A 24,978-nucleotide genomic window follows, 5' to 3' on the forward strand; every position below is an offset into this window, starting at 1 on the left:
AGGGAGCCGATCGAACCGCACGGGGCGTTAAAAAATTCCAAAAAAAACAATCGCCGTTTGCTGTTTTTGCAGCTTAAACGTGGTTGCCCGGTCGCCAGCGCTTCAGATTATCATGAGAAAACATTAATAAGATTGAATAACGAGGTTTTATGCCGCACTCAGCCGAAGACAAGAAAAAAGCGCTTAACCGTATCAAACGTATCCAGGGTCAATGTGAAGGAATACAGCGTTCTCTCGAAGCGGGGGCCGACTGCGCGCCGATTTTGCAGCAGATCGCTTCAGCGAAAGGCGCATTGAGCGGCCTGATGTCTGAGATTCTGGAAAGCTACGTTCGCGAAGAATTTCTTGGTCAGACGGGTGAACAAAGTCTGTCCGAAAAACAAATTGCCGAATTTCTTGGTCTGATGCGTTCTTATATGAAATGATCCCATAGCAAATTTGAGCGCGTCGTCGATATGCACTCAGCCGCGATTTTGCATCTTCGCGACGTCCCGACCAACTCGGTCAAACAGCCCTCATTTAAACCGCCTCTACGCGCTGGTTTTTCTTTTATTTAACTATTTATCAACGTATTAACAGAATACCCCCTGCCAGATATGTGCGGATAAAAGTGCCAGCAGGCATAATGTTGGCGAATACAGCGCAAAAAATTCCGTAAACATATATACCCCAGGGGGGTATATTCGGTATAGTCCCCCCCACTAAATGACCGCCAGGTTTTACTGAGGTCAGCCGTCAGAGAAGGGCTCTGGCGTGAATATTCCCCTCCTGGAGAACATGTTATGAAATCCCGTGCTGCTGTTGCATTTGGTCCCGGTCAACCTTTGCAGATTGTCGAATTAGACGTTGCACCCCCTCGCGCCGGTGAGGTGTTAATCAAAATCAGCCATACCGGCGTCTGCCATACCGATGCCTTTACCTTATCGGGCGACGATCCGGAAGGGCTTTTTCCGGTTGTGTTGGGTCACGAAGGGGCTGGCGTGGTGGTAGAAGTTGGCGAAGGCGTGACCAGCGTACAGGCTGGCGATCATGTTATTCCTCTTTACACCGCGGAATGTGGCGAGTGCCTTTTCTGTAAATCAGGCAAAACCAACCTGTGTACCGCTGTCCGTGCGACGCAGGGAAAAGGCGTAATGCCAGATGGCTCCACGCGTTTCTCCTACAATGGCCAGCCAATTTATCACTACATGGGCTGTTCAACCTTTAGTGAGTACACTGTAGTAGCGGAAGTGTCGCTGGCCAAAATCAATCCTGAAGCCAATCACGAACATGTTTGCCTGCTTGGCTGCGGCGTGACCACCGGAATTGGTGCGGTTCACAACACCGCTAACGTTCAGGAAGGCGACTCGGTGGCGATTTTTGGTTTAGGCGGCATCGGTCTGGCGGCGATTCAGGGCGCACGTCAGGCAAAAGCGGGGCGCATTATCGCTATCGATACCAATCCGGCTAAATTTGAACTGGCGAAGAAGTTCGGCGCGACAGACTTCGTCAATCCAAAAGATCACGACAGGCCGATTCAGGAAGTGATTGTTGAAATGACCGGCTGGGGCGTGGATCACTCTTTTGAGTGTATCGGTAACGTCAATGTGATGCGTGCGGCGCTGGAAAGTGCTCACCGTGGCTGGGGCCAGTCAATCATTATCGGTGTGGCAGGCGCGGGGCAGGAAATTGCGACCCGTCCCTTCCAGCTGGTGACAGGACGGCAGTGGAAAGGTTCTGCATTCGGTGGCGTAAAAGGCCGTAGCCAGCTGCCGGGCATGGTGGAAGACGCCATGAAAGGAAAAATTGAGCTGGAGCCTTTTGTCACTCATACCATGACGCTGGACAAAATTAACGAAGCCTTCGATTTAATGCATGAAGGAAAATCTATTCGTTCCGTTATTCATTATTGAGGGGAGTCAGACTGCTGACAAACCTAAAGCATGAGGAATGCTGGCCTGGAACAAAGCGCCCTGGGCCATGGACGGCCCAGACGGGGCTGGCACGGATGCCGTTTTTTGCATCTTTATGAAGGGCCAGCGTTCCTCGCGCCTGAGCTATGTCAACAGCCTCAGTGAATAGCGCCTATATTATTTCGTCAGCTCAGCGGTCATATGGACATGGTTATTGAAGAAAGCTTCCGTAATCTGGTAAGACGCACCGGCTTTTTCTGCCTGAGCCGCGATTTTTGCTTCTGCGCCGTCAAGCGTATCGGCAGAGGCCGTTACGGTCTGAGCAAAACCCGCAAATGATACGCCAGAAAATAGCGCTGCTAATGCAATTTTTTTGATGATGTTCATAATAAATTCCCGATGTTGCTTTTTAAAGTGAGAGACGGTCTGTCTCGATGGGATAAATATTACGCGTGATATGTGCAAAGAGTAAGCGGAACTATTTGCTAAAGTCACTCAAAAAAATTGACTGAAAAAGGCAGGTAGGAGAATCTGACCTTACAGGCTGTAAAGCGCTAAAGGCCAGAAAAAAATTAAGCTTTACTGAAACACTGGCTGATAAAAGCCGTTGCCTTATTGATACCGTCCATCGAAATGGTATGAGGAAGGGCGGTTTCGAAGAAGGTCGTTACCGGGATGCCAACCTCGCTCAATTTTGCCGCTGCGCTTTCACTTTCCTGCCACGGAATAACCGGATCGGCCTGGCCATGAACCAGCAGAACTGGCGTGTTGCTCGCGGTAGCATAGGGTTGTGGTGAAGATAAACGTCCGGAAAACGCGACGACGCCCGCCAGCGGCAGGCGAGCGCTGACTAATGCATCGAGCGCCATTATCGACCCCTGAGAAAAGCCAAGAAAAATCACCTGATCCTGTTCAGGATCGATGGCGTGTTTTGCAAAAATCTGCTGTATCGCGGCATCAAATGCTGCCCGGGCATTGACGATGCGTCCCGGACGAGAAGCCTCGGTAACGCCCGTTACGCTGAACCACTGATATCCCGCGCCGCCGCCATCAAACTTTTCTGTGCCGTTCGGCGAAGAAAAAATAACGTCCGGAAAAGAGGGCTGAAAATAGTGTCCCAGTCCCTCCAAATCGGCGCCTGAACTTCCCACGCCGTGCAGTAAAACCACCAGTTTCTTCATGATATTCCCTCGCTAAAGCCATAATCGCTCAAATCCGGCCCAACGGGCACAATGCCGTTTGGATTCAGCGCTTTGATTGAATAATAGCCTTGTTTAATATGATCAAGGTTAACTGTCTCACGTACGCCGGGAACAGCCAACATTCTTTGGGTAAAGCCAAATAACGCCGCAAAAGTACGAAGCTGACGGAGATTACATTTGAACAGGCCGTGATAGGCCGCATCAAAGCGTATCAGCGTGACAAACAGCCGAATATCCGCTTCGGTTATCTTTTCACCCAAGAGGAATTTTCGGCCGTCGCTCAGCCTGTTCTCCAGTTTATCCAGCATGGCGAACACATCATGACAGGCTTCCTGATAGCTGATTTGCGTGGTGGCAAAACCGGCACGGTAAACCCCATTGTTGAGTGCAGGATAGATCTCAGCATTCAGCGCATCGATCTCTTTTTGCAATTCGGCGGGATAAAGATCCTGTTCCGATCGGGCAAGATCGCCAAAACCGGCGTTGAACATACGCACGATATCCGCGGATTCATTATTGACGATAGTTTGTTTCTTTTTGTCCCATAATATCGGCACGGTGGCGCGGCCCGTATAGGTATCATCTGCTCGCGTATAAAGCTGATGCAGCCATTCCGCCTGATTCAGCTCATCGCGATTAGCGCCGGGATAGTCGCCGAAATGCCAGCCTTCATCCAACAGCCAGGGTTCAACGACCGATACGCTAATGATCTCTTCCAGGCCTTTTAGCTTGCGGGCAATTAACGTGCGTGACGCCCATGGACAAATCAGCGCTACGTAAAGGTGATAGCGATCCGGCTCGGCCTTAAACCCGCCTTCACCGGTAACCCCTGGCGAACCGTCCGGTGTTACCCAGTGCCGAAAGCTGGAGGTCTGGCGAACGAAGCCGCCTTTCTCATCTTTAGCCTGCACCGGGTGCCAGTCTGCGGTCCATTTTCCGTTAACCAACATAAGCTTCTCCTGCTCTTTTTAAAATACAAAAAAGTCAGGATAGCTTATTTCCATAATGGTGATTATACGGCTGAATTGAGGATGATTGTTTCCAAAAAGGAAATAATCATCCTGAACGGAAGTCGTCTCAGTGAAGTGTGCTGGCGATTCCGGCGGGAGCAGATCTGCCTGCCATCGCCATAACTTATCGATTTTCGCCAAAAATCTCCGTCAGCGAATTTTCCTGAAGACGTTGATAAAGCGAAAACTCATCGATCACCGGGCAACCCAACGCCGATTCGAAAGCCAGTTTGTTGGGATTGCCTTTATGTACCGCACCCCTTTCACTGCCGAGGTTTGACTGGAAAATTCCCGCTGCGCTAACGGGCAGAAAATCTTCGTAAATGATCGGTTTTGCCTGAACAATGCCCTCGCTGATTAAGGCCTCCAGATGCGCCCGTGAGGCTCTGGCTTCAGGCAGCACTGCGCCAGGTTTCAGGCGGTAACGGAAATAGCCCAGCGCCTGCTGGCGCAGATCCGTCACGTTATCCGGGAAAGCCGCAAAGCATCGGGCCAGCTGCGCGTCATGAGTCTCCTCCTGACTGTGGTCGGCATCGTCGGAAGCCTGCTGTAACAGCCTGTCGTATAAAGCGCGGCCTTGAGGCGTTAGCGCCAGACCACGCTGTTCGATCTCACCAAAGCGCGCGGTATGCAGCCCTTCGGATGAATCGGCGAAGGTAATTTTCTCACTGAGGGCTTTAAAACTGGTTTGCCTGAGCAAAATGGGAACCTGGCGAGGCGGCGGCCCTTCAATGACTTCTTTTGCTGCGATCTGATAGTGCGGCATCAGCTTTTGCACCGCATCAATATCCAGCGTTCTGGGCGTCAGGTGATTGATATGCGGGCCTTTAAACGACACCACATCGGCAATCAAACGATGATGCGCCAGCAGCGACTGATAGGTTGCGACATCAACCTGCGCTTCGCTGTGCCATTTGAATGTTTTCAGCGCTTCCTGAACAAATTCGTCTGCCTGCGTCTCGTCGAGCCCCTGATTTTTCTGGTTAAGAGCAATGAGTTCGCGCACGCGCGGCGTAAAAATATCGCGTTGAGCAAGGATTTGCTGCGCTTTTTGCCGTAGATCCGCATCATCAATCAGTTCAAGCCGCAGCAGAGACGTAAAAACGCGGAAGGGATTGTATTGCAGTGAGGCTTCTTCGACTGCCCGGAAAGCGGTGGCGTGTACCGGTACCCCCGCGGCGGACAAATCGTAGTAGCTAACCGGCTGCATGCCCATTACGGCAAACAACAAGCGCATGGTTGCCAGCTCTTCCGGCTTGCCAAGGCGAATGGCGCCATGGCGTTCCACATCCAGCCGGTTCAGTTCTTCTGCATCGTCAGAATCGGCAAAAGTATCCGGATGCGCCTGCAAATAGAGCGTGTTGACTTCTTTCACTATCTGCAACAGCGTACGGTACTGCGGCACTTCCTGTTGGTACATCAGCGACATCGCTTTAGAAAACCGATCGCGGATGGTATCCGGTGAAACGTTCTGCTGGGTCATAAGTAGCCCTTATGGTCACGACTGTGAAGGGATTTAGCGCGAAGGGTACACGGCGCCCGTTGGTTTAGTGTTACCCCTTTCCTGAGATGAGTATCGTTCAGGGTTTTCATCACGGCCAGGCAGATGGCACAAAGCTATCCAGCGCCAGAGTTAATTCCAGATAGTGATGAGGCAGCGGCTTTCATAGCTTACGAATCCGCTAAGTGGCAACCTGGAGGCGGAGAGTCCTCTCCGCCTTATTCAGGCACGGATGATGTTGCCGCACCGCAAGCGCCTTTATAAAGGGTTCTTCAGGTCACCGGGGAACCCTTTTTAGCGCATTAAATCGTTCGGCTCTGCAATTCAGCTCGACGCTTGCTGCTTACGCCGCGGGATACTTTACGATTGCGGGTAACATAAAAGCTTAACGCTAACATGATTAGCGTCACTGCCGTTGTCATCAGCGTTTCATAACGATAATCCGGTGAAATAAACATGTAACCTAACACCATTAGAATAATGGCAATGGTAAATAACGTCAGCCACGGAAACAGCCACATTTTGAAATCCGGAGACTGGCCTTTATTTTCCATTGCCCGACGCATGATCAGCTGAGAAACGGCAATAACCAGGTAGACCAGTAACGCAATGGCACCGGTTGTGGAAAGCAGAAAATCAAAGACTTTCCCCGGAAACGCATAGTTAGCCAGGCAGCCAGCAAAACCAGCCAGCGTTGAGCTTAATACCGCCACTTGTGGTACGCCGCCCGCAGACACTTTCGTGCCGGATTGAGGGGCATCGCCACGCTGGGCCAGCGAATAGAACATGCGTGAGGCAGTATAAAGCCCGGAATTCATGCAGCTGCAAACGGCGACAAAGACCACGGCACTGACGATAAATTCAGCGCCAGGCAGGTTTAGCGCGTTCAACACATATTGAAAGGTTCCCTGTTCTTTCAGTTGTGGATCGTTCCAGCTGACTAAAGAGACAACGAGAAAAATCGACAGCAGATAGAAAAGGGCAATACGGTAGACGACCAGATTGGTTGAACGGCGGATCTGTTGGCCTGGATTTTTCGACTCGGCTGCGGCAATCGTCACGATCTCCGCCCCAAAGAAAGAGAAAATGGTAATCAACACGCCCGACAAAATTGCGCCAGCGCCGTGCGGCATAAATCCGCCATGATCGTAAAGGCGGGAGAAACCGCTAATCTGTGCCAGCGGCCAGTAACCGGTTACGGCAAGTACGCCAACCACAATAAATGCCATGATGGCGACGACTTTAATAATTGAAAACCAGAACTCAAACTCGCCAAAGTTTTTTACGTTAAACAGGTTAGTGACGGTGAGTAAAGTCATGATGGAAACGGTGTAAACCCAGGCGGGAAGGGCGGGGAAAGCGGAGTGGAGAATATTGGCGCCGGCTATCGCTTCTACCGGGATAACCAGCACCCAAAACCACCAGTATAACCATCCGATGGTAAAGCCTGCCCAGGGGCCCAGCGCGCGTGCGGCATAAGTCGAAAAGGAACCGGAGTCTGGATGCATCACGGCCATTTCGCCGAGCATACGCATTACCAGTAAGACCAGAAAGCCGGTCAGCGCATAAGAAACTAATATGGCAGGGCCTGCTGTGGCAATCGCGCTGGCCGAACCGATAAACAACCCGGCACCAATAATACCGGCTACAGAGATCATGGTGACCTGACGACTGGATAATCCGTCGCCGAGAGAAGACTGCACTTTTGGTGAGTAACTCATAGCTTATCCTGCATGTTGGTGGTGATGTTAAGGCTTCACTCCTTTTTAAATTCCCTTTTTCCAGTGATTTGAATTATCACCGCTTTTGTCCTTATTCGATTCTGACCCGCCGAAAGATGGGAGTAAAAGCTTTAGGGGTGGTTTGTCATAGTTTTTTCTTATCTTCATGATAAGTCATATTATTTCCCACTCTGTCCGGCCTGAGCATCTGGTTAGAACAAAAATCATACAAACGACAAATGGGAATGAGTTAATGACTTTTGTCGCTGTTCAGGGCGCAAACCGGCATCAAAATGCGCATCCTGGAATTTGCCTCTGCGTAACAACTCTTTTATCACTCCCCTGTACTTTTCTTCGCCGCTGCCGATAACACATTCAGAATGATGAGCCGGGTGCAACATGGCGCCCGGCTTTCTCACCGTACAATCAGCAAGGCAACCCAGAGGTAGTGATGGATAATTTCCAGAAAGAGATTGATGAGAGAGCGAATCTCGCCTTATCCAATAAGTTTGAGCTGTTGTTATTCCGTCTCGGTTCAGATCAGAACGATGCAAAATCAGAGCTGTTCGGTATTAACGTGTTCAAACTGCGTGAAATCGTGCCAATGCCGCCGATCACCAAAGCGGCCGGAATGAAATCGCCCCTGCTGGGTATGGCTAACATTCGCGGGCAGTTTATCCCGGTGATCGATCTGCCTGCGGTTGCTGGCTGCACGCCGGAAACGGGTCTGAATCTGTTGCTGGTAACGGAATACGCGCGTAGTACTCAGGCATTTGCCGTGGAATCGGTGGATGACATTGTTCGTCTTAACTGGAACCAAATTCATACCGCTGAATCCGGTATCAGCAGCCGTAATATTACCAGCATCGCCTGCCTGGATGACAAAACCAACAGCATGGCAATGGTACTGGACGTTGAGCAAATCCTGCATGACGTTATCCCTTCCGTTCGTGATGTGAAAGAAAGCGACGTCAAGCTCAAAGCCTTCAACATCAAGCCGGGTTCAATCGCAATCGTGGCCGAAGACTCGAAGGTAGCGCGTCAGATGTTGGAGCAGGGTCTGAAAGTGATGGGTATCCCCGCGGAAATGCACATTACCGGTAAAGAGGCCTGGGAAAAAATTAAGCTGATTTCTCAGCAGGCACAGGCGGAAGGTGTCTCCATCCATGACAAGATCTCCATGGTATTGACCGATCTGGAAATGCCGGAAATGGACGGTTTTACGTTAACCCGTAATATTAAAAACGATCAGCTGCTGAAAAATATTCCTGTGGTGATCCACTCCTCGCTGTCTGGCAGCGCTAACGAAGATCACGTGCGGAAAGTCGGCGCTAATGGCTACGTCGCGAAATTTGAAATTAATGAACTTTCCGCGGTTATTCATAAAGTGCTGGAAGAAGCAGTACGTTAATTTGTCGCAAAATATCGGCCCTCTTTTATCACTGCTATGCTTATGCCGCATTGTTAACACTGAGGAAAGTTATGAAGCGATCGTTGATTGCGGCAGCCGTTATGTGTCTGCCGCTGTGCACTTATGCCGCGCAATCTGAAGTCAAAGCCGTTCCGGCTGATTCATCCGTCAGGACGACTGTAGAGGGCAAAATCCAGCCGCCGGTGAGCTATGCCAATTTGTGGGCCGATGATAAAGGCGAAACCCATATCGGCCATTGTCGGTTAGAAGGGCTGGATTATAAAAGCTATGCGCCTCCGGCTGCGCCGCAGTGGATTGGCGTATCGCCTGACCAGGTTGAAAGCATCGCTTATGCGGTTCTGCCGCCGGGCTATGTCGGAAGCTGGCATTCCGCACCGGGCCCGCAGTGGGTGATTACGCTTTCTGGCAAATGGTCGGTCGAATCCTCAGACGGCAGCAAGCTGGTGCAGGGGCCGGGCGAAATGCAGTTTAACGGCGATCACGGCGCAAAAGGCAAGGGCGGTCATAACGGGCATATCAGCCGCACCCTTGGCACCGAGCCTAATGTGCAGCTGATTATCAAGCTAAAAGCGGGTGCAAAAGTGCCGCAATCGGCGATGGACTGCCAGTACTGACGCTAACCGCCGTTTTTTCTGGCCGCGACAGCTGGCGGTCAGGAAGATGTTGGCCTGGCGACAACGCGCCGCAGGCTAAACGGTTTCGCAAACATCACCAGATTTCCTGCCAGAATAAACACCAGACCAATAACCGCATTGGCGTGCCAGACATACCCTTCAAACAGCGTGGAAAGCGTCAGCGCAATCAGTGGAAACAGCAGCGTGCTGTAGGCCGCCTGGCCAGAACCGATGCGTCCTGCCAGCGTAAAGTAGGCGGCAAAGGCGATCACCGAGCCAAAAATAGCCAGGTAAACTAGCGAGCCCAGATAGCGCAGGGAGATTTCCGGCATAAAGTTTTCGCCTTTTACCAGGCTGATAGCGCCCATGACCAGCGCGCCATACAGCATGGCATAAGAATTGGTCGAGAGAATCTCAAGGCCATGGCGCTGATGCCGCGTGCTAATCATATTGCCGAGCGAAAACCCTAACGTTCCCAGCGCGCTAAGGCCAATACCGGCAAGCAGTGAAGGCGTCAGGCTGGCGGCCTGGCGTAATAATTTCGATCGGGTGACGCAACTTAGCGATCATCATACGCTCAGTATGTATGTGGAAAGGGGCTTTGATACCTGGCATAAAACGCCAGCAGGCTGGAAAAACGGCGGCGCGCCCGATCGTTTTTGCCTGTTGCCTGCAGACAGTGAATCGACGTGGGATGTGCGGGGAGAATTCAGCTTTGTGCATTTATACTGCACCGATGCGCACCTGCGCCATCTGGCTGAACAGATTTGGGATCGCCATCCAGCCACGATTTCTCTGGATATGCAGGTTTTTCAGCAGGACAGCCGTATCACGCAGCTTTACCGGCATTTTTTACTCGGCTGCGACTGGCGTAATAACGCTAATCATCTGACGCTGAGCAGTGCGTCAACCCTGCTGCTGACGCATCTGTTGCAACATTACAGCGAGATTAACTGGCGGCTGCCTGACGTGCGTGGCGGTCTGGCACCCAGCGTGTTGCGCAATATTTTCGCTTATATTGAGGCGCATTTGGCCTCACCGCTGACGCTGGCAGATTTGGCGCAGCAGGCCTGCCTGAGTGAATTCCACTTCGCCCGTATGTTTAAACAGTCGACCCGGCTTGCGCCACATCAGTTCGTCATGCAGCAGCGAATGATGAAGGCCGAGCAGCTGGTGCGGTACACGCTTTTGCCGCTGACCGAGATTGCCTTACAGTGCGGTTTTCACTCCTCCAGCCACTTCAGCAACCGTTTTAAAAGCGTCTATGGCATAGCGCCTTCTGCGCTGCGCCGCTGAGGCAGGCGGTTCCTGCCCCTTCTCCGGCCGCTTCAGCGCGCTCGATTGCTTTGCGCCGCGCCCTGCTGTTAATCTGATACCCTCGATCACTTTCCCCGGATGCAGATCTGGTTTCACAGGATGATGAATGATCTGGCTGATGCTTGCCACGCTTGTTGTGGTTTTTATTATTGGTTTTCGCGTACTTAACTCTAAAGCCCGACGCGCGTCACGTGCCTTAACGAAACGGCTGAATCTCGATCCCGTTTATGTCGAATCGCTCATCAGCCTGATGGGGCGTAAAGCGGGCGAGGAGTTTGTTGACTATCTTTCACGCGATAGCGAAGCGCATTTAAGTAATGCTGCCAGCGTACTGTTGATCTATCAGGTATTTATTGTTGATGAATCTGATGAGAGCCTCGCTTTCTGGCGCGGCGTTTTACGTAAAGCCTATCTGCCGCTTGAGTTATCCAATGAGCATGTCCGGCTGGCTATGGTGTTTTTGCGTGAACTGGAACCCGATGCTTATGAAATGAACGATTTTCGTCAGCGTTACAATGCGCGTTTTGCTGCCGATGAAACGATTTTATCTGAACCTCCCAGCAACGTTATTCCGCTTCACTCCCGGCTTCACCGGCGCTAGTTTCTTCTCAGGGATGCGCTGATAACTGCGGCGCGTCTTTTATTTCTCCTCTTCACCTTTCCCGCCCCTTAATTTTCTCTTCCTTCGTGTCATTTTTTTTGCGGAGTTTTTTCCATTTATTTATTGTGGTTACTATCACCTGCATTGATTAAACACAAAGGATTATGAAGGGAAAAGAGTCGGAATCAGCACAAAAAAGGGGCGGTTGCGCTTTTTTTAAGCGTAAATGGTCCTGGGCGAGTTTAATAAGAAATTAACAATATTACAAAAACTTAACATTAAACATAACACGTCTTTTGCTTACATTTTGAAATATAAATATCAATAAAATTACTTTTGCCTTTTCTAATAACGATATTTATTAACTCCGATTACATTTTATTATCATGTGAGAGTCGTAATGTGATGCTTCTTCAAAAAGAAACTACCCGCAGAAAGTTTTTACTCGGATCGCTGTTAGCGCTGCCGCTGGGCGATATGGTTTTTAAAGGATTAACGGCAGCACAGGCAGCAGAAATGGCTGCCCCTGAACTGCTCGATTATCAACCGATTTTTTTCGCAGGCGATGAATGGCAATTTATTATGGCCGCCTGCGATCGCCTGATCCCCGCCGGTGGCAAAGGTAAAGCGCCAGGCGCACTGGAAACCAATGTGCCCATTTTTATCGATCAGCAAATGCATGGCGATTTTGGCGACGAAATCTATATGCAGGGGCCGTTTGACGTGCACGCGCCAGCCACCATGGGCTATCAGATTCCCTTCCGCCCTCAGCAAATTTATAAAACCGGCATCAAGCTGGTTAACACCTGGTGTGAACAACATCATCAAAAATCCTTTCATCAGCTCTCAGATGCAGACAGAGACGCGGTACTGACCAGCGTGCAGAAAAACGAGGTCAATTTTGCCGAGCTTGGAGAGAACTCACTAAAAGGCTCGCAGTTCTTCAGCGAACTGCTTTCGGACACCAAACATGGCTATCTTGCCGATCCGATGTACGGCGGCAACAAGGGGATGAAGGCGTGGATTGCCATTGGCTTCCCCGGCGCGCGCGCCAGCTATACGGAATGGGTCAAACAGCACAATGTCCCGTATCCGCTCGGTCCGATCGGCATCAGGGGCGACCGCGCCTGAGTTCCCTTATCAAGTTTGGCAGGATTTAAAATGGCAACAGTAAATAAAGAAGAAGTCGACGTTGTTGTGGTCGGCCTGGGGTGGGCTGGCTCGCTGATGAGTATTGAGCTGGCGATGGCAGGTTTAAAAGTCCGTGCGCTCGAGCGTGGTGGCGATCGGGGTTACGAAGAATTTGCCTATCCTAAACCCGCTGATGAATATGCTTACGGCGTGCGTAATAAAGTGATGGCAACACCGGCAGAAGCGGCGGTGACGGTGCGTTACAACATGAGTCAAACCGCCTTACCAACCCGCAAGTGGGGCGCTTTTGCACCCGGAACCGGCGTAGGCGGATCGGGGCTGCACTGGACGGCCGTTTTGATTCGGCCAACGCCAACCGATTTGAAGCTGAAAACCTACGCCGACCAGGCGTATAAGCCTGGCATTTTACAGGAAGATATGCGGATCATGGATTTCCCGTTCAGCTGGGATGAAATCGAGCCGTATTACACTAAATTTGAGCATATCTGCGGCCAGTCAGGCAATACTGGCAACCTGCGCGGACAAATACTGGAAGGCGGCGATCCCTTTGAAGGGCCGCGCTCGGAGCCTTATCCGTTGCCGGCACTTGAAGATACGCTCAATAACACGATGTTCGTCAAAGCCGCCAAAAAACTCGGCTATCATCCGTTTCCTAACCCCTCAGCCTGCGTTTCCCGCGCCTGGACCAATCCTTATGGCAACCAGATCGCGCCCTGTAACTACTGCGGATATTGCAGTAAATATCCTTGCCTGAACTACTCCAAAGCTTCACCGCAAACGGCGGTGATGGATGCGCTTAAACGCATGGAGAACTTCTCGTATGAAGTGCATGCCAACGTAATGAAAGTCGTGCTGCACGATGACAAGAAAACCGCCAAAGGGGTGATCTACATCGATGCGCAGGGCAATGAGTGCTTCCAGCCCGCCAAAATTGTGGTGCTCAGCAGCTTCCAGTTCTGCAACGTGCGCCTGATGCTGCTTTCAGGGATTGGTCAGCCGTATAACCCGATTACGGAAGAGGGCGTGGTTGGCCGAAATTATGCTTTTTTGAGCAACGGTGGTTCGACGCTGTTCTTTAAAGATAAAAACTTCAACCCGTTTGCCACCGCTGGCGCGACCGGACAGATGTTTAACGATATCTCGCCGGGCAATTTTGACGGGCCGTCGCTGGGCTTTATTGGCGGAGCAAAAATCCACAGTTCTCAGGCTACCGGAACACCAATCAGCACGTCACTGCCAAAAGGCACGCCGGCCTGGGGGACGGGCTGGAAAGAGGGGCTTGAAGAATGGTACGGCCATTCGATGAAGATCAGCATCACCACGACCTGCCAGTCTTATCGTGATGTTTATCTCGATCTGGATCCGAATTACAAAGATGAATATGGCTACCCGCTGCTGCGCATGACGTTTGACTGGAAACAGAACGAACTCAGGCTGCAACAGTATTTGAAAGGCGTTGTTAGCAAGATTACCCAGGAACTGAACCCGGACAGCTATAGCGAAAGCTTCCTGCCGATGGACGCGCACTTTGACCTGACCAAATACGTTTCCACCCATAACGTGGGCGGCGCGGTAATGGGCGATAATCCGAGAACCTCTGCGTTGAATAAATATCTGCAAAGCTGGGATGTGCATAACGTCTTTGTGCCTGGCGGCAACGCCTTCCCGCAGAATTTTCAGGCTAACCCAACGGATACCATCGGCGCATTGACGCTAATGGCAGCGGCGGCGATTAAAGATCGCTACCTGAAAAATCCCGGTCCTCTGGTACAGGCATAAGCGAGATGAAAATGAACAAGCTACCTTTTTTTATCGCGAATGCTGTAATGCTGAGCGCGGGCTATACCGCCACGGTTCAGGCAGACGATGCGGCACTGCTGAAGCAGGGCGAATATATTTCACGGCTGGGTGACTGTAGTGCCTGCCACTCGATTCCGGGCAAGCCCGCTTTTTCCGGCGGTCTGGCGATTGACTCTAATTTAGGCACTATCTATTCGACCAATATCACGCCCGATAAAGAACAGGGCATTGGCAATTATAGCGAGCAGCAGTTTTCCGATGCCGTGCGTAAAGGCGTGCTGCCAGATGGCAAGCGCCTTTATCCGGCGATGCCTTACCCTGATTACGCTAAAATTAGCGATGAAGATATGCATGCGCTCTACACCTGGTTTATGAAGGGTGTGCAACCGAGTGCCGAAAAACCGCCAAAAACCGATCTCAGTTTCCCGTTCAGCCAGCGCTGGGGCATGCGTTTTTGGAATTGGGCATTTGTCTCTGACAAGCCTTTCCAGCCAATTGGCGGCGCAACGGCTGAGGTCAATCGTGGCGCCTATCTGGTAGAAAGTTTGGGGCACTGCGGCAGTTGCCATACGCCTCGCGGTTTGGGTATGAATGAAAAAGCCCTCGACAGCCGTGATGCAACGTTCCTTTCTGGCGGTAATTTGAACGGTTGGGAAGTACCTTCGCTGCGCGGTTTACCGCGCTGGACCGGGCAGGAAACGGTTGATTATCTTGCGAAAGGCCGCAATGACAAAGCTGCCGTGGGCGGAGAGATGACTTCCGTTGTCGAGCACAGCACCTCATATATGACTGACAGCGATCTGAAAGCAATTACGGCTTATCTGAAGTTTATTGGCGGCAACCCGCCAGCGCCCGCTGTTGATGAAAAAGCCGTTACAGCGACAGAAAATAAACTAACCGCGGCGAAAAATCTTTCTACCGGAGAACGTTTGTACCTCGATAACTGCGGTGCCTGCCATTTTGTTACCGGCAAAGGCGCACCCGGGGTGTTCCCGCAGTTGGATCAGGCGACTATCGTGAATGCTGACGATCCTGGCGGGTTGATTCACACTATCCTCGCTGGTGCGCAGCAACCCTCCACCGCGAAAGCACCGTCAACGCTGGCAATGCCCGGCTTTGCTTCCCGTCTGAGCGATGAAGACGTGGCGCAGCTGGCGACCTTTATTCGTCAGGGCTGGAGTAATAAAGCCGCCGCGGTCAGTGCTGATCGGGTAGAGAAGGTACGCAAAAGCCTGAAGAGTAAAGAGTAATTGCACAGGTTAGCGCGAGCGATAAGGACCATTTACGATCCGGATGCCAAATTGAGGCTAACCCTCGCGCTTAGAACCTGATGTCACCGGAAGCGGCATAGCGCCGCTTCTTTTATCAGAACCCTCTTCCTGTCCGCTGCTGTTATTTTTGTTTCATTGTTTACATATTAATTTTCCAGGATATGCCGCATTTTAGGGGCGAATCGGAACTTGCCGCCTGCAGAGTTTCGCCATATTCTTTGCTCATCAACCCAACAATGGATATTTTTAACAAGGAAGAGAGCATGGAAAACAGGATTGAAAAAGTCGAAGCCCAAAATGATCTGATGCAGCAGGATATCTCTACATTGAAGGGGGATATTTCGCTGCTGAAAAAAGATGTCTCGATTTTAAAGGAGGATGTTGCTGAACTTAAAAAGGATGTCTCACTCCTCAAAACAGATGTCTCACATTTGCAAATCGACATGGCCATCGTTAAATCAAACTATGCAACGAAAGAAGATATTGCCGGGGTGCAACACAATATTGAAGGGCTGCGGGTGGAGCTTTATAAGGTCATTTCCCGGCAAACATATTGGTTTGTCTCTTCGCTTTTTGTTTTGTTAGGGGCAGGTCTGGGACTGGCAAAAGTGCTGTTTTAAAGGATGAAATGATTTCGCCTGCTGCTTCCGTGCAGATTTTTTTATCCAATCGGCCTGTGACTGGGCGGAATTCCATCACTTAACACAAATAAGACCCGGGCGAAAGGTGCACAATTCATTCATAGTGTTAAGGAAGAGTTAAGGTCGGGTAAAGTACAGTAATACCAGCAGTTTTAAGACTGTTAGATATATTCTTACTGCTTCGGTTAGACGATAGTGTCCTGCAACGGCGCTACAGAAGCCGGGAGCAAATCGAGGATATAACCATGAAAAAAACGACGCTGGCACTTTTAATGACTGTGTTCACAGCCAGTACCCTGTTTTCTACCGTGACTCAGGCTGAAGGCCCTCCGGGACAACCCTGGCATCAGCAGGGCGGCCATGACGGGCACGGTGGTCCTGAGGGACATGGTGGTCCTGGCCGTGGCCCGGATCGTGGTCATGACGGCCGGGGCGATTTCCGGGGTCATGACGATCGTGGACACGATCGCCATTTCGAGCAGCGTGACCGTTTCGCCTGGCAGGGACATGAGTTCCACCGCGGTGAACCGCTGCCACCTCACTTCCGCGGCAATGATTATCGCGTAAACGACTGGCGCGATCGCGGCCTGGGTGCACCGCCACGTGGTGAGCACTGGGCTTATATTGACGGCAACTATGTTCTGATTGCCGCAGCAACGGGTGTGATTACCTCCATTCTGTTAAATAACGCGTTCCATTAAATTTTGGGCTGGCATCTGCGGGTGCCAGCCATTAATTTTCCAGTCTGTTTCTACAATGCTATTCCCTTGCTTCGTTTTCTAAATTTCGTTATTTATCCTCTTCTCACTAAAACGTAATCCTGTCTATAACGTACTCCTGTTACATTTTACCGTATTAAGCTGCGCTGACTTCCTTCTTGATGTTCTTAAATAGCCATGCTGGCTTGTTACATTATTTTCATCCGGTTTTTCGAGCGGTCACGCCTTATTTACGGGCTCTGCCGCTGGCTGTTTTAGCTGCATGCAATATAATGGCATGCAAATAAGGATTAACGCGTTCTCAGGAGGGGGAGAAGATGATTGAAAGAATGAAGCTACTGGAAAGTAAAGTAGAAACTCTGCTGATTGATGTAGCGGTAATTAAAGCGGACTACGCCACCCGAGTGGATATTGAAAGCGTACGAAGGGAAATTCGCTCTTCGATTACTGCGCAAACAAAATGGTTTATCGCGGCTTTATTTCTTCTGCCCGGATTGGGGCTGGGCATCGCAAAACTGTTGTTCTGAAGACAACGTCTCCGGTTTGCCAGCCCCTGTCTCCGGGCAATTAGTGGTGAGCGATCACCGAGGTAATGACGCCGGTGGCCACGGCAATCAGCACGTAGTTACCATCAATGTTCTGCCAGCGATGGCCCGCTGGTGGCGCTTTCAGGCCATGTTTGCGCCAGTCGTTCACCTGATAACCTTCACCACGGTATTTTTCCGGCAGAGGACGTCCCTTACGGAAGTCACCATGCTGAGCCGGGCGATGCTCTGCGTTATGCTGAGGCTGTGGCTCGTGACCACGTTGGTCGTGCTGTTGGCCGCCGTGCTGCTCATTTGGCTGACCGCCATGCTGATTGTTCTGAGGCGGACGCTTGACCGGCTGCTGTTGATGGCCATCCGGACCCTGCTGTGGACCCTCGGCAAAAGCGCTCAGGCTGGTGGTGGCAAACAGCAGCGCGGAAAGGGCAATAATTCCTGATTTTTTCATTGTAATGGTTCCTTGCAGGTCGAAAAATGTGATCTGATTCTGGTCAATCTGGGGGCGAAAGCGGTTTGTAACAATATCAATAATCTGAAGAAGAGGTTGATTAACGAAATATTTACGCTTTCCTGGCAATAATCTGACGCCGCATGGCGCGACGTCATAAGCTTTAGCGCACGTGAAAAGCCTGTTCCAGCATAAAGCGCTGCTGCTGCTCAGTGTAATTCACCCGCGAATTTTTACTGTTGGACCTTGCCAGAATCCACTCAACTTCAGCCTCCGTCAGCGGCTGAGGGTCGTGCCAGAAAGGGGTGATGGCCTGATCCTTCAGCCAGGATGCCAGCATTGTGGCGGGGGGCAGCGTAAAACCTGGAAAGAGTGCGGTGGATAGCTCGTCCATCAGTTGCTGCTGCTCTGCGTTATCGCTTTCACCGAGGAGGTGCAGGAAAGGCAGCAGTAAACGGCCGCAAATTTCGCCGTGGTGGTAATCTTTAATCGCGCCCAGCTCGCCCGCGATACCGTGGATCACGCCCAGCCCTGCCATACTCAGGCTTAATCCTCCCTGCCACGAAGCGATCATCATCTGTTCCCGGGCAATATTACCTTGCTCATCTTCACGATTCAGATGTGGCCAGGCGCTAATAAAAGCGCGCATGCCGGCAAGGGCGGTGTGACGAGTAAAAATATTGCCTTTGGCGGACAGGTAAGCTTCAAACAGATGAGTAAAAGCATCAATAGCACAGCACGCCAGCACCCGATCGGACGCACCGCGTAGCAAATCGGGATCGAGAATCGCTATCGGTGGAACAAAGTTGGCGTGGCGCAATGAGGCTTTGACTTTAGTTTCCACTTTCTCCGTGACCACTGCATTCTGCGTCACCTCACTCCCTGTGCCAGCCGTGGTTGGAACAGCGATCAGAGGCAGCGTTTCTCCACTGATGGCGGTATCACCCACTTTTTCCAGATAGCGCAGCGTGTTCAGTGGATGCTGGCTTAACGCAGCGAATGCCTTGGCTGCATCCAGCACGCTTCCGCCGCCAATGGCGACCACGCGCTGGACTTTGCCACGCCAGCGGGCAACCCAGGCATCAATTTCATTCGGTGAGGCTTCATGGCTGACGATTTCCATACCGATAAACTGCGGTGCCAGATCGGCTTCCAGCGCCTGCCAGGCAGGGCTTTTCAAAAAGGAGTGACCACAAAACAGCAGCGTGGGCAGCGGCGCATTGCACAACAGCGGCTGAAGTTCCCGCAGGCTCCCACGGCCAAAAAAGGTTTGTCGGTTAGCAATCTGGCTGGCGATCATAGCGAATCCTTACCGGATGAGGCGGTCTTGAATGAAGGTGACTCACTTTAGGTGAAAAGATCGCCCTGTATCAAAGCTTTCTTTTATCCAGAAGCACGCATCAGAGCGTGCGGGAAGGGCAGCTAAAGGTGATCATTTTGTCCTGGGGTGCGTTGATCACGCTAAAACGCGTATCGGAGAGTCGCTGAGCCAGCCAGCCTTCTTTCGTCACGGCAGACGGAATGTACTTTTGCGGATCGGCTGATTGAAGCGCACCGCTTTCCAGTTGCAGCTTATCCATCCGCACCCGGAACGAGGTAAAATGGTCGATGATTTCGCCTTCCGTATTGCCTAAGGACTGTCCGGCCAGGGTTTGCACTTTTCCTTCACACAGCGTTCCTTTTTCTCGCGATGAACAGCCGCTAAGCAAAAAAAGTGAGGCAAGCAGTGTGCCTGTAAGGATAAAAATCGCGGGAGCGACCCGCAAAAAACGTCTGGATTCCTGCCTGCGCATAATACGTCCTGATAAATAGCGAATGGCCTAAGTATAGTCATCCGTTTCAGGAACGGATGAGCATTGTATGGCGCTGTCAAACCGGTCGCAGGCCCGCCAACCCTGCTTGTTACAAGGGTATTATCATTTCGTGTGATATGACTGAATCAATTCAGCCAAATAGGTAACAACAGTTCGCAAACGCATTATTGAGTGCTACAATTCTGCCGCTTTTGATACTTTCCACTTATTCTCCGCTTTGAAACAGCCGTTTTCTTCGACTGAAGGCGCTATAACCCTGGTTTTTTAGGGGATTAAGCGGGCAAGTTCTGAAACTGCTTGTATACTTTTTCTGCAATGACGTATACGCGCTTCACCGTGCGGCGTCCGGGCGGACAGCAATTTCGTTATCGGGCGTCAGGCTGTGAAGCAATTGGCGAAAAATTTATCAATCGAACCGATCCTGTGAACAACAAAACTTCAGCTCTTTTCTTAGCACCGCTGTTTTTACTGCCTTCAGCAGTCAGTTACGCACAGTCCGCAACCTCGTCTGCGAGCGCCACAACCTCTGCTTCGTCTCAGGACGGATCGCTGATGGTGATTAAGCAGCGCAGCGGCTTATCCGAACTGGATACGCCTGCCGCCGTCAGCGTGGTAAGCGGGCAGGCTCTGCGCAGCAATACAGCTCAGGTTAATCTTTCAGAAGCATTGGGCAGCGTGCCGGGTTTGCAAATTCAAAACCGGCAGAATTACGCACAGGATCTGCAACTCTCCGTTCGCGGGTTTGGCAGCCGGTCAATGTACGGCGTGCGCGGCGTGCGTGTCTATGTCGATGGCATTCCAGCCACCATGCCGGACGGTCAGGGTCAGACGTCGAATATCGACATCAATTCGATTGATAAAGTAGAAGTGCTGCGCGGGCCTTACTCGGCGCTGTACGGTAACGCCTCAGGCGGCGTGGTGAATATTGATACCGAAACCGGCAGTCAGCCAACAACGCTATCAGCGGGCACCTATTACGGCAGCTATGGCAGCTGGCGCAACAGCGTTAAAGCCAGCGGATCAACGGGCGACGGTACACACGCTGGCGACGTGAATTACACGATTTCTGGTTCACGTTTCACCACTCGCGGTTTTCGCGACCACAGCGGGACGCAAAAAAACCTGGGTAACGGCAAGCTTGGCGTACGCCTCGATGATGTCAGCACCCTAACGCTGATGTTCAACAGCGTATCCGTTGATGCAAACGATCCCGGTGGACTTACCCGTTCAGAGTGGAAAGATGCGCCGCGTCAGTCTCCACGTGGCGATACATTCAATACGCGTAAGAGCCTTGACCAGACCCAGGTCGGCCTGCGTTATCAGCGTGATATGAGCGAAAACGACAAACTGACGCTCACGACCTGGCACGGCGAGCGGCATACCACGCAATATCAGTCTATCCCCGTAGCCGTGCAGACTCGCAGCCCTGCTTATCCTGGCGGCGTGATTGTGCTGGAACGTAAATATTCCGGCGTGGATACCCGCTGGAAGCATGACGATCAAATCGGTTCCGTTCCGTTCAGCATCACCGGCGGTCTGGATTATGAAACCATGACGGAACGCCGTCAGGGATTTCAGAACTTCGTGACCGAAAACGGTAGCACGATGCTGGGAGAGAAGGGCGATTTACGCCGGAACGAGAAGAACGTGATGTGGAATCTCGATCCTTACCTGCAAACTAGCTGGAATTTGACGCCAAAATGGACGCTGGATGCCGGAATGCGTTACAGCACGGTCAGCTTCGATTCCACCGATTACTACGTCACCACCGGCAACGGCGATGACAGCGGCAGCAAGCGTTATCACAAACTGTTGCCGATGGGCTCGCTGAACTATGCCGTCACCGATGCCTGGAACGTCTATTTCTCGGCCGGTCGCGGCTTTGAGACGCCAACCATTAATGAACTCTCCTACCGCTCAATTAGCGGCAATGAGACCGGACTGAATCTGGGCCTGAAGCCCTCCACCAGCGACACCTTCGAGCTGGGCAGCAAAACCCGTGTCGGCTACGGCCTGTTAACCGCCGCGCTGTTCCAGACAAATACCGACAACGAACTGGTGGTGGCGCAAAGCAGTAACGGTCGCTCAGTCTACAAAAACGCGGGTAAAACCCGGCGTCGCGGCCTGGAATTAGGGCTGGATCAGCAGTTCGCGGAAAACTGGCAGATGAAAATGGCCTGGACGCTGCTGGATGCCACTTATCGCAATGAAACCTGTGACGACAGCGGCAGCTGTACGCCGTCGGGAAACCGTCTGCCAGGCATCGCGCGCAATATGGGTTATGCTTCCTTAGGCTGGGTGCCGGAAGAGGGCTGGCACGCGGGCGCTGAAATTCGCTATATGAGCAGTATTCAGGCCAATGACGAAAACGATGCCAAAGCCCCTTCTTATACGGTGACCAGCCTGAACAGCGGCTACCGCTTTAACTGGGATAAGTGGTCGCTCGATACCTTCGCGCGTGTCGACAACCTGTTCGATAAACAGTATGTCGGTTCAGTGATTGTCAACGAGGGCAACGGGCGTTATTACGAGCCGGCGCCGGGACGTAACTACGGCATTGGCGCAACGCTCACTTATACCTTTATGTAAAAAAGAATCCAGAACAGCCTGCCGCAGAGCGAATGCCCTGCGGCAGGTTCGAAACATCGGGGTGGATAAGTCAGTATGAAACCGGGTGTTTTTTGCGATTGAGCTTATATGGCTTAATCGAAGACGTTAAATTTTGGTAAGGTCCATACTATGCAAAGTAAAGCACCGTTATCACGGATCCTCGTGATTCTTACGGCTGTATTTGCCGTCCTCAGCGGGTTGTACCTGTTGATTGGCGGTATCTGGCTGGCCAGGCTCGGCGGCTCGTTCTATTACATCATCGCGGGTGTGATTGAGCTGGTCGTTGCCTGGCTGCTGTTCCGTCGCCGTTCTTCAGCGCTGCTGTTGTATGCGGTATTCCTGCTGGCGACCCTGATTTGGTCGTTGTGGGAAGTGGGTTCTGATTTCTGGGCGCTGACGCCGCGTCTTGACGTCACCTTCTTCCTCGGCCTGTGGCTGGTTCTGCCGTTTGTTTACCGTGGTCTGTCACAGGGCAAATTCGCTCGTGGCGCACTGAGTGCGGTACTGGTGGTCACGGTGATTGCACTGGCTTACTCAGTGTTTAACGATCCGCAGGAAATCAACGGTTCCCTGACCCCGGAACAGGCTGCAAACGTCAACAAATCAGCTGATGGCATTGCAGCGGGCGACTGGCCTGCTTACGGTCGTACTCAGGCTGGAACCCGTTACTCGCCGTTGACGCAAATCAACGACAAAAACGTGGGTCAGCTGAAAGAAGCATGGACTTTCCGTACCGGTGATATGAAAGGCCCAACCGATCCGGGCGAACTGACTGATGAAGTCACGCCGATCAAAATCGGTGATTCCCTGTACCTGTGTACGCCTCACCAGATCCTGTTTGCTCTGGACGCGGCTACCGGTAAAGAGAAGTGGAAGTTCGATCCGAAGATGAAGACCGATCCTTCCTTCCAGCACGTGACCTGCCGTGGCGTTTCTTATCATGAAACCCCAGCCGCAGCAGCCACGCCAGCGGGCGGTAAACCAGCACTGTGCGCACGTCGCATTATCCTGCCGGTGAACGATGGTCACCTGTATGCCCTGGATGCAGAAACCGGCGCGCTGTGCCCGGAATTTGCTGAAAACGGCAAACTGAACCTGCAGCAGAACATGCCTTACGCGCGTGCGGGTGCTTATGAGCCAACTTCACCGCCTGTTATCACTGATAAAGTGATTGTGATTGCCGGTGCGGTAACCGATAACTACTCGACCAAAGAGCCATCTGGCGTGGTGCGTGGTTTTGATGTCAACACAGGTAAACTGCTGTGGGCATTCGATCCAGGCGCGAAAGATCCAAACGTGGTTCCGGAAGGCGAGCAGCACTATGTGCCGAACTCACCAAACTCCTGGGCACCTGCGGCTTATGACGCGAAACTGGATCTGGTTTACCTGCCAATCGGTGTAGCAACGCCAGATATCTGGGGCGGCAACCGTACGCCAGAAATCGAACGTTATGCGACCGGCCTGCTGGCGCTGAACGCGACGACAGGTAAAGTTGCCTGGTTCTACCAGACTGTTCACCACGATCTGTGGGATATGGACGTGCCTGCTCAGCCAACGCTGGCAGACATTACTGATAAGAGCGGCAACAGCGTACCGGTTATCTACGTGCCGACCAAAACGGGTGATATCTTCGTTCTGGATCGTCGTAGCGGTAAAGAAGTGGTTCCGGCTCCGGAAACCCCAGTGCCACAGGGCGCGGCTAAAGGCGACCACGTATCTCCTACCCAGCACTTCTCCGAACTGACCTACCGTCCGAAGAACAAGCTGACCGGTGCGGATATGTGGGGTGCGACAATTTATGATCAGCTGATCTGTCGCGTCATGTTCCACAGCATGCGTTATGAAGGTCCGTTCACACCACCTTCAGAGCAGGGTACCCTGGTATTCCCAGGCAACCTGGGTATGTTCGAGTGGGGCGGCATTTCTGTTAATACCGATCGTCAGATCGCGATTACCAACCCAATGGCGCTGCCGTTTGTTTCTCGTCTGATCCCACGTGGTCCGAACAACCCGATGTGGCCAAATGAGAAAGACAAAGGCGGCAGCGGTAGCGAGACTGGCGTTCAGCCACAGTATGGCGTGCCATACGGCGTGACCCTGAACCCGTTCCTGTCACCGCTGGGCTTCCCTTGCAAACAGCCAGCATGGGGTTATATCTCTGCGGTTGACCTGAAAACTAACGATATCGTGTGGAAAAAGCGCATCGGTACCGTTCGCGACAGCTCACCGGTTCCACTGCCGTTCAAGATGGGGATGCCTATGCTGGGCGGCCCAATCTCTACGGCGGGTAACGTGATGTTTATTGGTGCGACTGCGGATAACTATCTGCGCGCCTTTAACGTGACCAACGGTAAACCATTGTGGGAAGCTCGTCTGCCAGCGGGCGGCCAGGCGACGCCAATGACCTATGAAGTGAACGGCAAGCAGTACGTGCTGATCGCAGCGGGTGGTCATGGCTCCTTCGGCACCAAGCTGGGCGACTATATTGTTGCTTACGCACTGCCAGATGATGCTAAAAAATAAGCGATAACGGGCGTGCTATCTGCCGCCTGACAACGCCGGTTTTAAACGGCGTATCGACATAAGGCAACCGTTCAGCGGTTGCCTTTTTTTTGCCAAAGCGGCACGCTTATCAGTATCATAGTGAATGATTATCACTATTATTTTTATTCCCATGGAGACATTGTG

General features: G+C 51.9%; 22 protein-coding genes and 1 pseudogene. 14 read left to right on the plus strand and 9 right to left on the minus strand.

Annotated features, from left to right (window positions below; genetic code table 11):
• Positions 1–149 precede the first annotated feature (149 nt).
• Complete coding sequence (locus AAGQ96_RS05685) at positions 150–425, plus strand: metal/formaldehyde-sensitive transcriptional repressor (RefSeq protein ID WP_147196125.1); 276 nt, start codon at positions 150–152, stop codon at positions 423–425.
• Positions 426–782: 357 nt separating this feature from the next.
• Positions 783–1,892, plus strand: a complete 1,110-nt coding sequence (locus AAGQ96_RS05690; protein ID WP_342755044.1) for an S-(hydroxymethyl)glutathione dehydrogenase/class III alcohol dehydrogenase — start codon at positions 783–785, stop codon at positions 1,890–1,892.
• A gap of 177 nt (positions 1,893–2,069) precedes the next feature.
• Here the strand turns inward: AAGQ96_RS05690 and AAGQ96_RS05695 are convergent, their stop codons facing one another.
• From AAGQ96_RS05695 to AAGQ96_RS05715, 5 genes are all read right to left on the minus strand, one after another.
• Positions 2,070–2,279 carry a DUF1471 domain-containing protein gene (locus AAGQ96_RS05695; RefSeq protein ID WP_342755045.1) on the minus strand — a complete coding sequence of 70 codons (210 nt, stop codon included), beginning with the start codon at positions 2,277–2,279 and terminating at the stop codon, positions 2,070–2,072.
• Positions 2,280–2,464: 185 nt separating this feature from the next.
• Positions 2,465–3,076, minus strand: a complete 612-nt coding sequence (locus AAGQ96_RS05700) for a dienelactone hydrolase family protein (RefSeq protein ID WP_174822378.1) — start codon at positions 3,074–3,076, stop codon at positions 2,465–2,467.
• Positions 3,070–4,044 carry a glutathione S-transferase family protein gene (locus AAGQ96_RS05705; RefSeq protein ID WP_147196133.1) on the minus strand — a complete coding sequence of 325 codons (975 nt, stop codon included), beginning with the start codon at positions 4,042–4,044 and terminating at the stop codon, positions 3,070–3,072. Before AAGQ96_RS05705 ends, AAGQ96_RS05700 begins: the two co-directional genes overlap by 7 nt.
• Before the next feature lie 184 nt (positions 4,045–4,228).
• The gene (locus tag AAGQ96_RS05710; protein WP_342755046.1) at positions 4,229–5,587 is read right to left on the minus strand and encodes a VOC family protein; all 1,359 of its coding nucleotides are present in this window, start codon (positions 5,585–5,587) and stop codon (positions 4,229–4,231) included.
• 320 nt (positions 5,588–5,907) lie between these two features.
• On the minus strand, positions 5,908–7,326 hold the full coding sequence (locus AAGQ96_RS05715; protein ID WP_147196138.1) for an amino acid permease: 1,419 nt from the start codon (positions 7,324–7,326) through the stop codon (positions 5,908–5,910).
• A gap of 451 nt (positions 7,327–7,777) precedes the next feature.
• On the opposite strand from AAGQ96_RS05715, the gene AAGQ96_RS05720 reads away from it, so the two are divergent.
• Positions 7,778–8,737, plus strand: a complete 960-nt coding sequence (locus AAGQ96_RS05720) for a chemotaxis protein (protein WP_147196140.1) — start codon at positions 7,778–7,780, stop codon at positions 8,735–8,737.
• A gap of 71 nt (positions 8,738–8,808) precedes the next feature.
• Positions 8,809–9,372, plus strand: a complete 564-nt coding sequence (locus tag AAGQ96_RS05725) for a hypothetical protein (RefSeq protein WP_342755047.1) — start codon at positions 8,809–8,811, stop codon at positions 9,370–9,372.
• Positions 9,373–9,410: 38 nt separating this feature from the next.
• Here the strand turns inward: AAGQ96_RS05725 and AAGQ96_RS05730 are convergent.
• Positions 9,411–9,881, minus strand: a pseudogene (locus AAGQ96_RS05730) (DMT family transporter); the annotation flags it as partial.
• Here AAGQ96_RS05730 and AAGQ96_RS05735 point away from each other — a divergent pair.
• The 8 genes from AAGQ96_RS05735 to AAGQ96_RS05770 all read left to right on the plus strand — a co-directional run bounded on the left by AAGQ96_RS05735 (position 9,823) and on the right by AAGQ96_RS05770 (position 17,400).
• Entirely contained in the window at positions 9,823–10,668 is an 846-nt protein-coding gene (locus tag AAGQ96_RS05735) for an AraC family transcriptional regulator (protein ID WP_342755527.1), read from the plus strand. The pseudogene AAGQ96_RS05730 and the gene AAGQ96_RS05735 overlap by 59 nt on opposite strands.
• A 127-nt stretch (positions 10,669–10,795) precedes the next feature.
• Positions 10,796–11,290, plus strand: coding sequence for a DUF1198 family protein (locus tag AAGQ96_RS05740; RefSeq protein WP_342755048.1), 495 nt, complete (start codon positions 10,796–10,798; stop codon positions 11,288–11,290).
• 405 nt (positions 11,291–11,695) lie between these two features.
• Complete coding sequence (locus AAGQ96_RS05745; RefSeq protein ID WP_147200546.1) at positions 11,696–12,421, plus strand: gluconate 2-dehydrogenase subunit 3 family protein; 726 nt, start codon at positions 11,696–11,698, stop codon at positions 12,419–12,421.
• A gap of 30 nt (positions 12,422–12,451) precedes the next feature.
• Positions 12,452–14,221 carry a GMC family oxidoreductase gene (locus AAGQ96_RS05750; protein ID WP_147196148.1) on the plus strand — a complete coding sequence of 590 codons (1,770 nt, stop codon included), beginning with the start codon at positions 12,452–12,454 and terminating at the stop codon, positions 14,219–14,221.
• Between the two features lie 11 nt (positions 14,222–14,232).
• The gene (locus AAGQ96_RS05755; protein ID WP_342755528.1) at positions 14,233–15,492 is read left to right on the plus strand and encodes a cytochrome c; all 1,260 of its coding nucleotides are present in this window, start codon (positions 14,233–14,235) and stop codon (positions 15,490–15,492) included.
• A 284-nt stretch (positions 15,493–15,776) separates the two neighbouring features.
• Positions 15,777–16,133, plus strand: coding sequence for a hypothetical protein (locus tag AAGQ96_RS05760; protein WP_342755049.1), 357 nt, complete (start codon positions 15,777–15,779; stop codon positions 16,131–16,133).
• A gap of 266 nt (positions 16,134–16,399) precedes the next feature.
• Positions 16,400–16,855 carry an RcnB family protein gene (locus AAGQ96_RS05765; protein WP_342755050.1) on the plus strand — a complete coding sequence of 152 codons (456 nt, stop codon included), beginning with the start codon at positions 16,400–16,402 and terminating at the stop codon, positions 16,853–16,855.
• 335 nt (positions 16,856–17,190) lie between these two features.
• Positions 17,191–17,400, plus strand: a complete 210-nt coding sequence (locus tag AAGQ96_RS05770; protein ID WP_147196153.1) for a hemolysin XhlA — start codon at positions 17,191–17,193, stop codon at positions 17,398–17,400.
• A gap of 40 nt (positions 17,401–17,440) precedes the next feature.
• Here the strand turns inward: AAGQ96_RS05770 and AAGQ96_RS05775 are convergent, their stop codons facing one another.
• The 3 genes from AAGQ96_RS05775 to AAGQ96_RS05785 all read right to left on the minus strand — a co-directional run bounded on the left by AAGQ96_RS05775 (position 17,441) and on the right by AAGQ96_RS05785 (position 19,659).
• The gene (locus AAGQ96_RS05775; RefSeq protein WP_147196155.1) at positions 17,441–17,866 is read right to left on the minus strand and encodes an RcnB family protein; all 426 of its coding nucleotides are present in this window, start codon (positions 17,864–17,866) and stop codon (positions 17,441–17,443) included.
• Positions 17,867–18,029: 163 nt separating this feature from the next.
• A complete protein-coding gene (locus AAGQ96_RS05780; protein ID WP_342755051.1) occupies positions 18,030–19,166 on the minus strand; it encodes an iron-containing alcohol dehydrogenase in 1,137 nt (378 codons plus the stop codon).
• 100 nt (positions 19,167–19,266) lie between these two features.
• Complete coding sequence (locus tag AAGQ96_RS05785) at positions 19,267–19,659, minus strand: hypothetical protein (protein WP_174822355.1); 393 nt, start codon at positions 19,657–19,659, stop codon at positions 19,267–19,269.
• A 573-nt stretch (positions 19,660–20,232) separates the two neighbouring features.
• Between AAGQ96_RS05785 and pqqU the strand changes: the two genes are divergently transcribed.
• Together pqqU and AAGQ96_RS05795 are read left to right on the plus strand one after the other, a co-directional pair.
• Positions 20,233–22,269, plus strand: coding sequence for a TonB-dependent receptor PqqU (pqqU, locus tag AAGQ96_RS05790; protein ID WP_342755052.1), 2,037 nt, complete (start codon positions 20,233–20,235; stop codon positions 22,267–22,269).
• A gap of 150 nt (positions 22,270–22,419) precedes the next feature.
• Positions 22,420–24,813 carry a glucose/quinate/shikimate family membrane-bound PQQ-dependent dehydrogenase gene (locus AAGQ96_RS05795; protein WP_147196161.1) on the plus strand — a complete coding sequence of 798 codons (2,394 nt, stop codon included), beginning with the start codon at positions 22,420–22,422 and terminating at the stop codon, positions 24,811–24,813.
• The last annotated feature ends 165 nt before the right edge of the window (positions 24,814–24,978 follow it).

The sequence above is a fragment of the Pantoea sp. MBD-2R genome, from assembly GCF_039134845.1.
Lineage (GTDB): Bacteria > Pseudomonadota > Gammaproteobacteria > Enterobacterales > Enterobacteriaceae > Erwinia.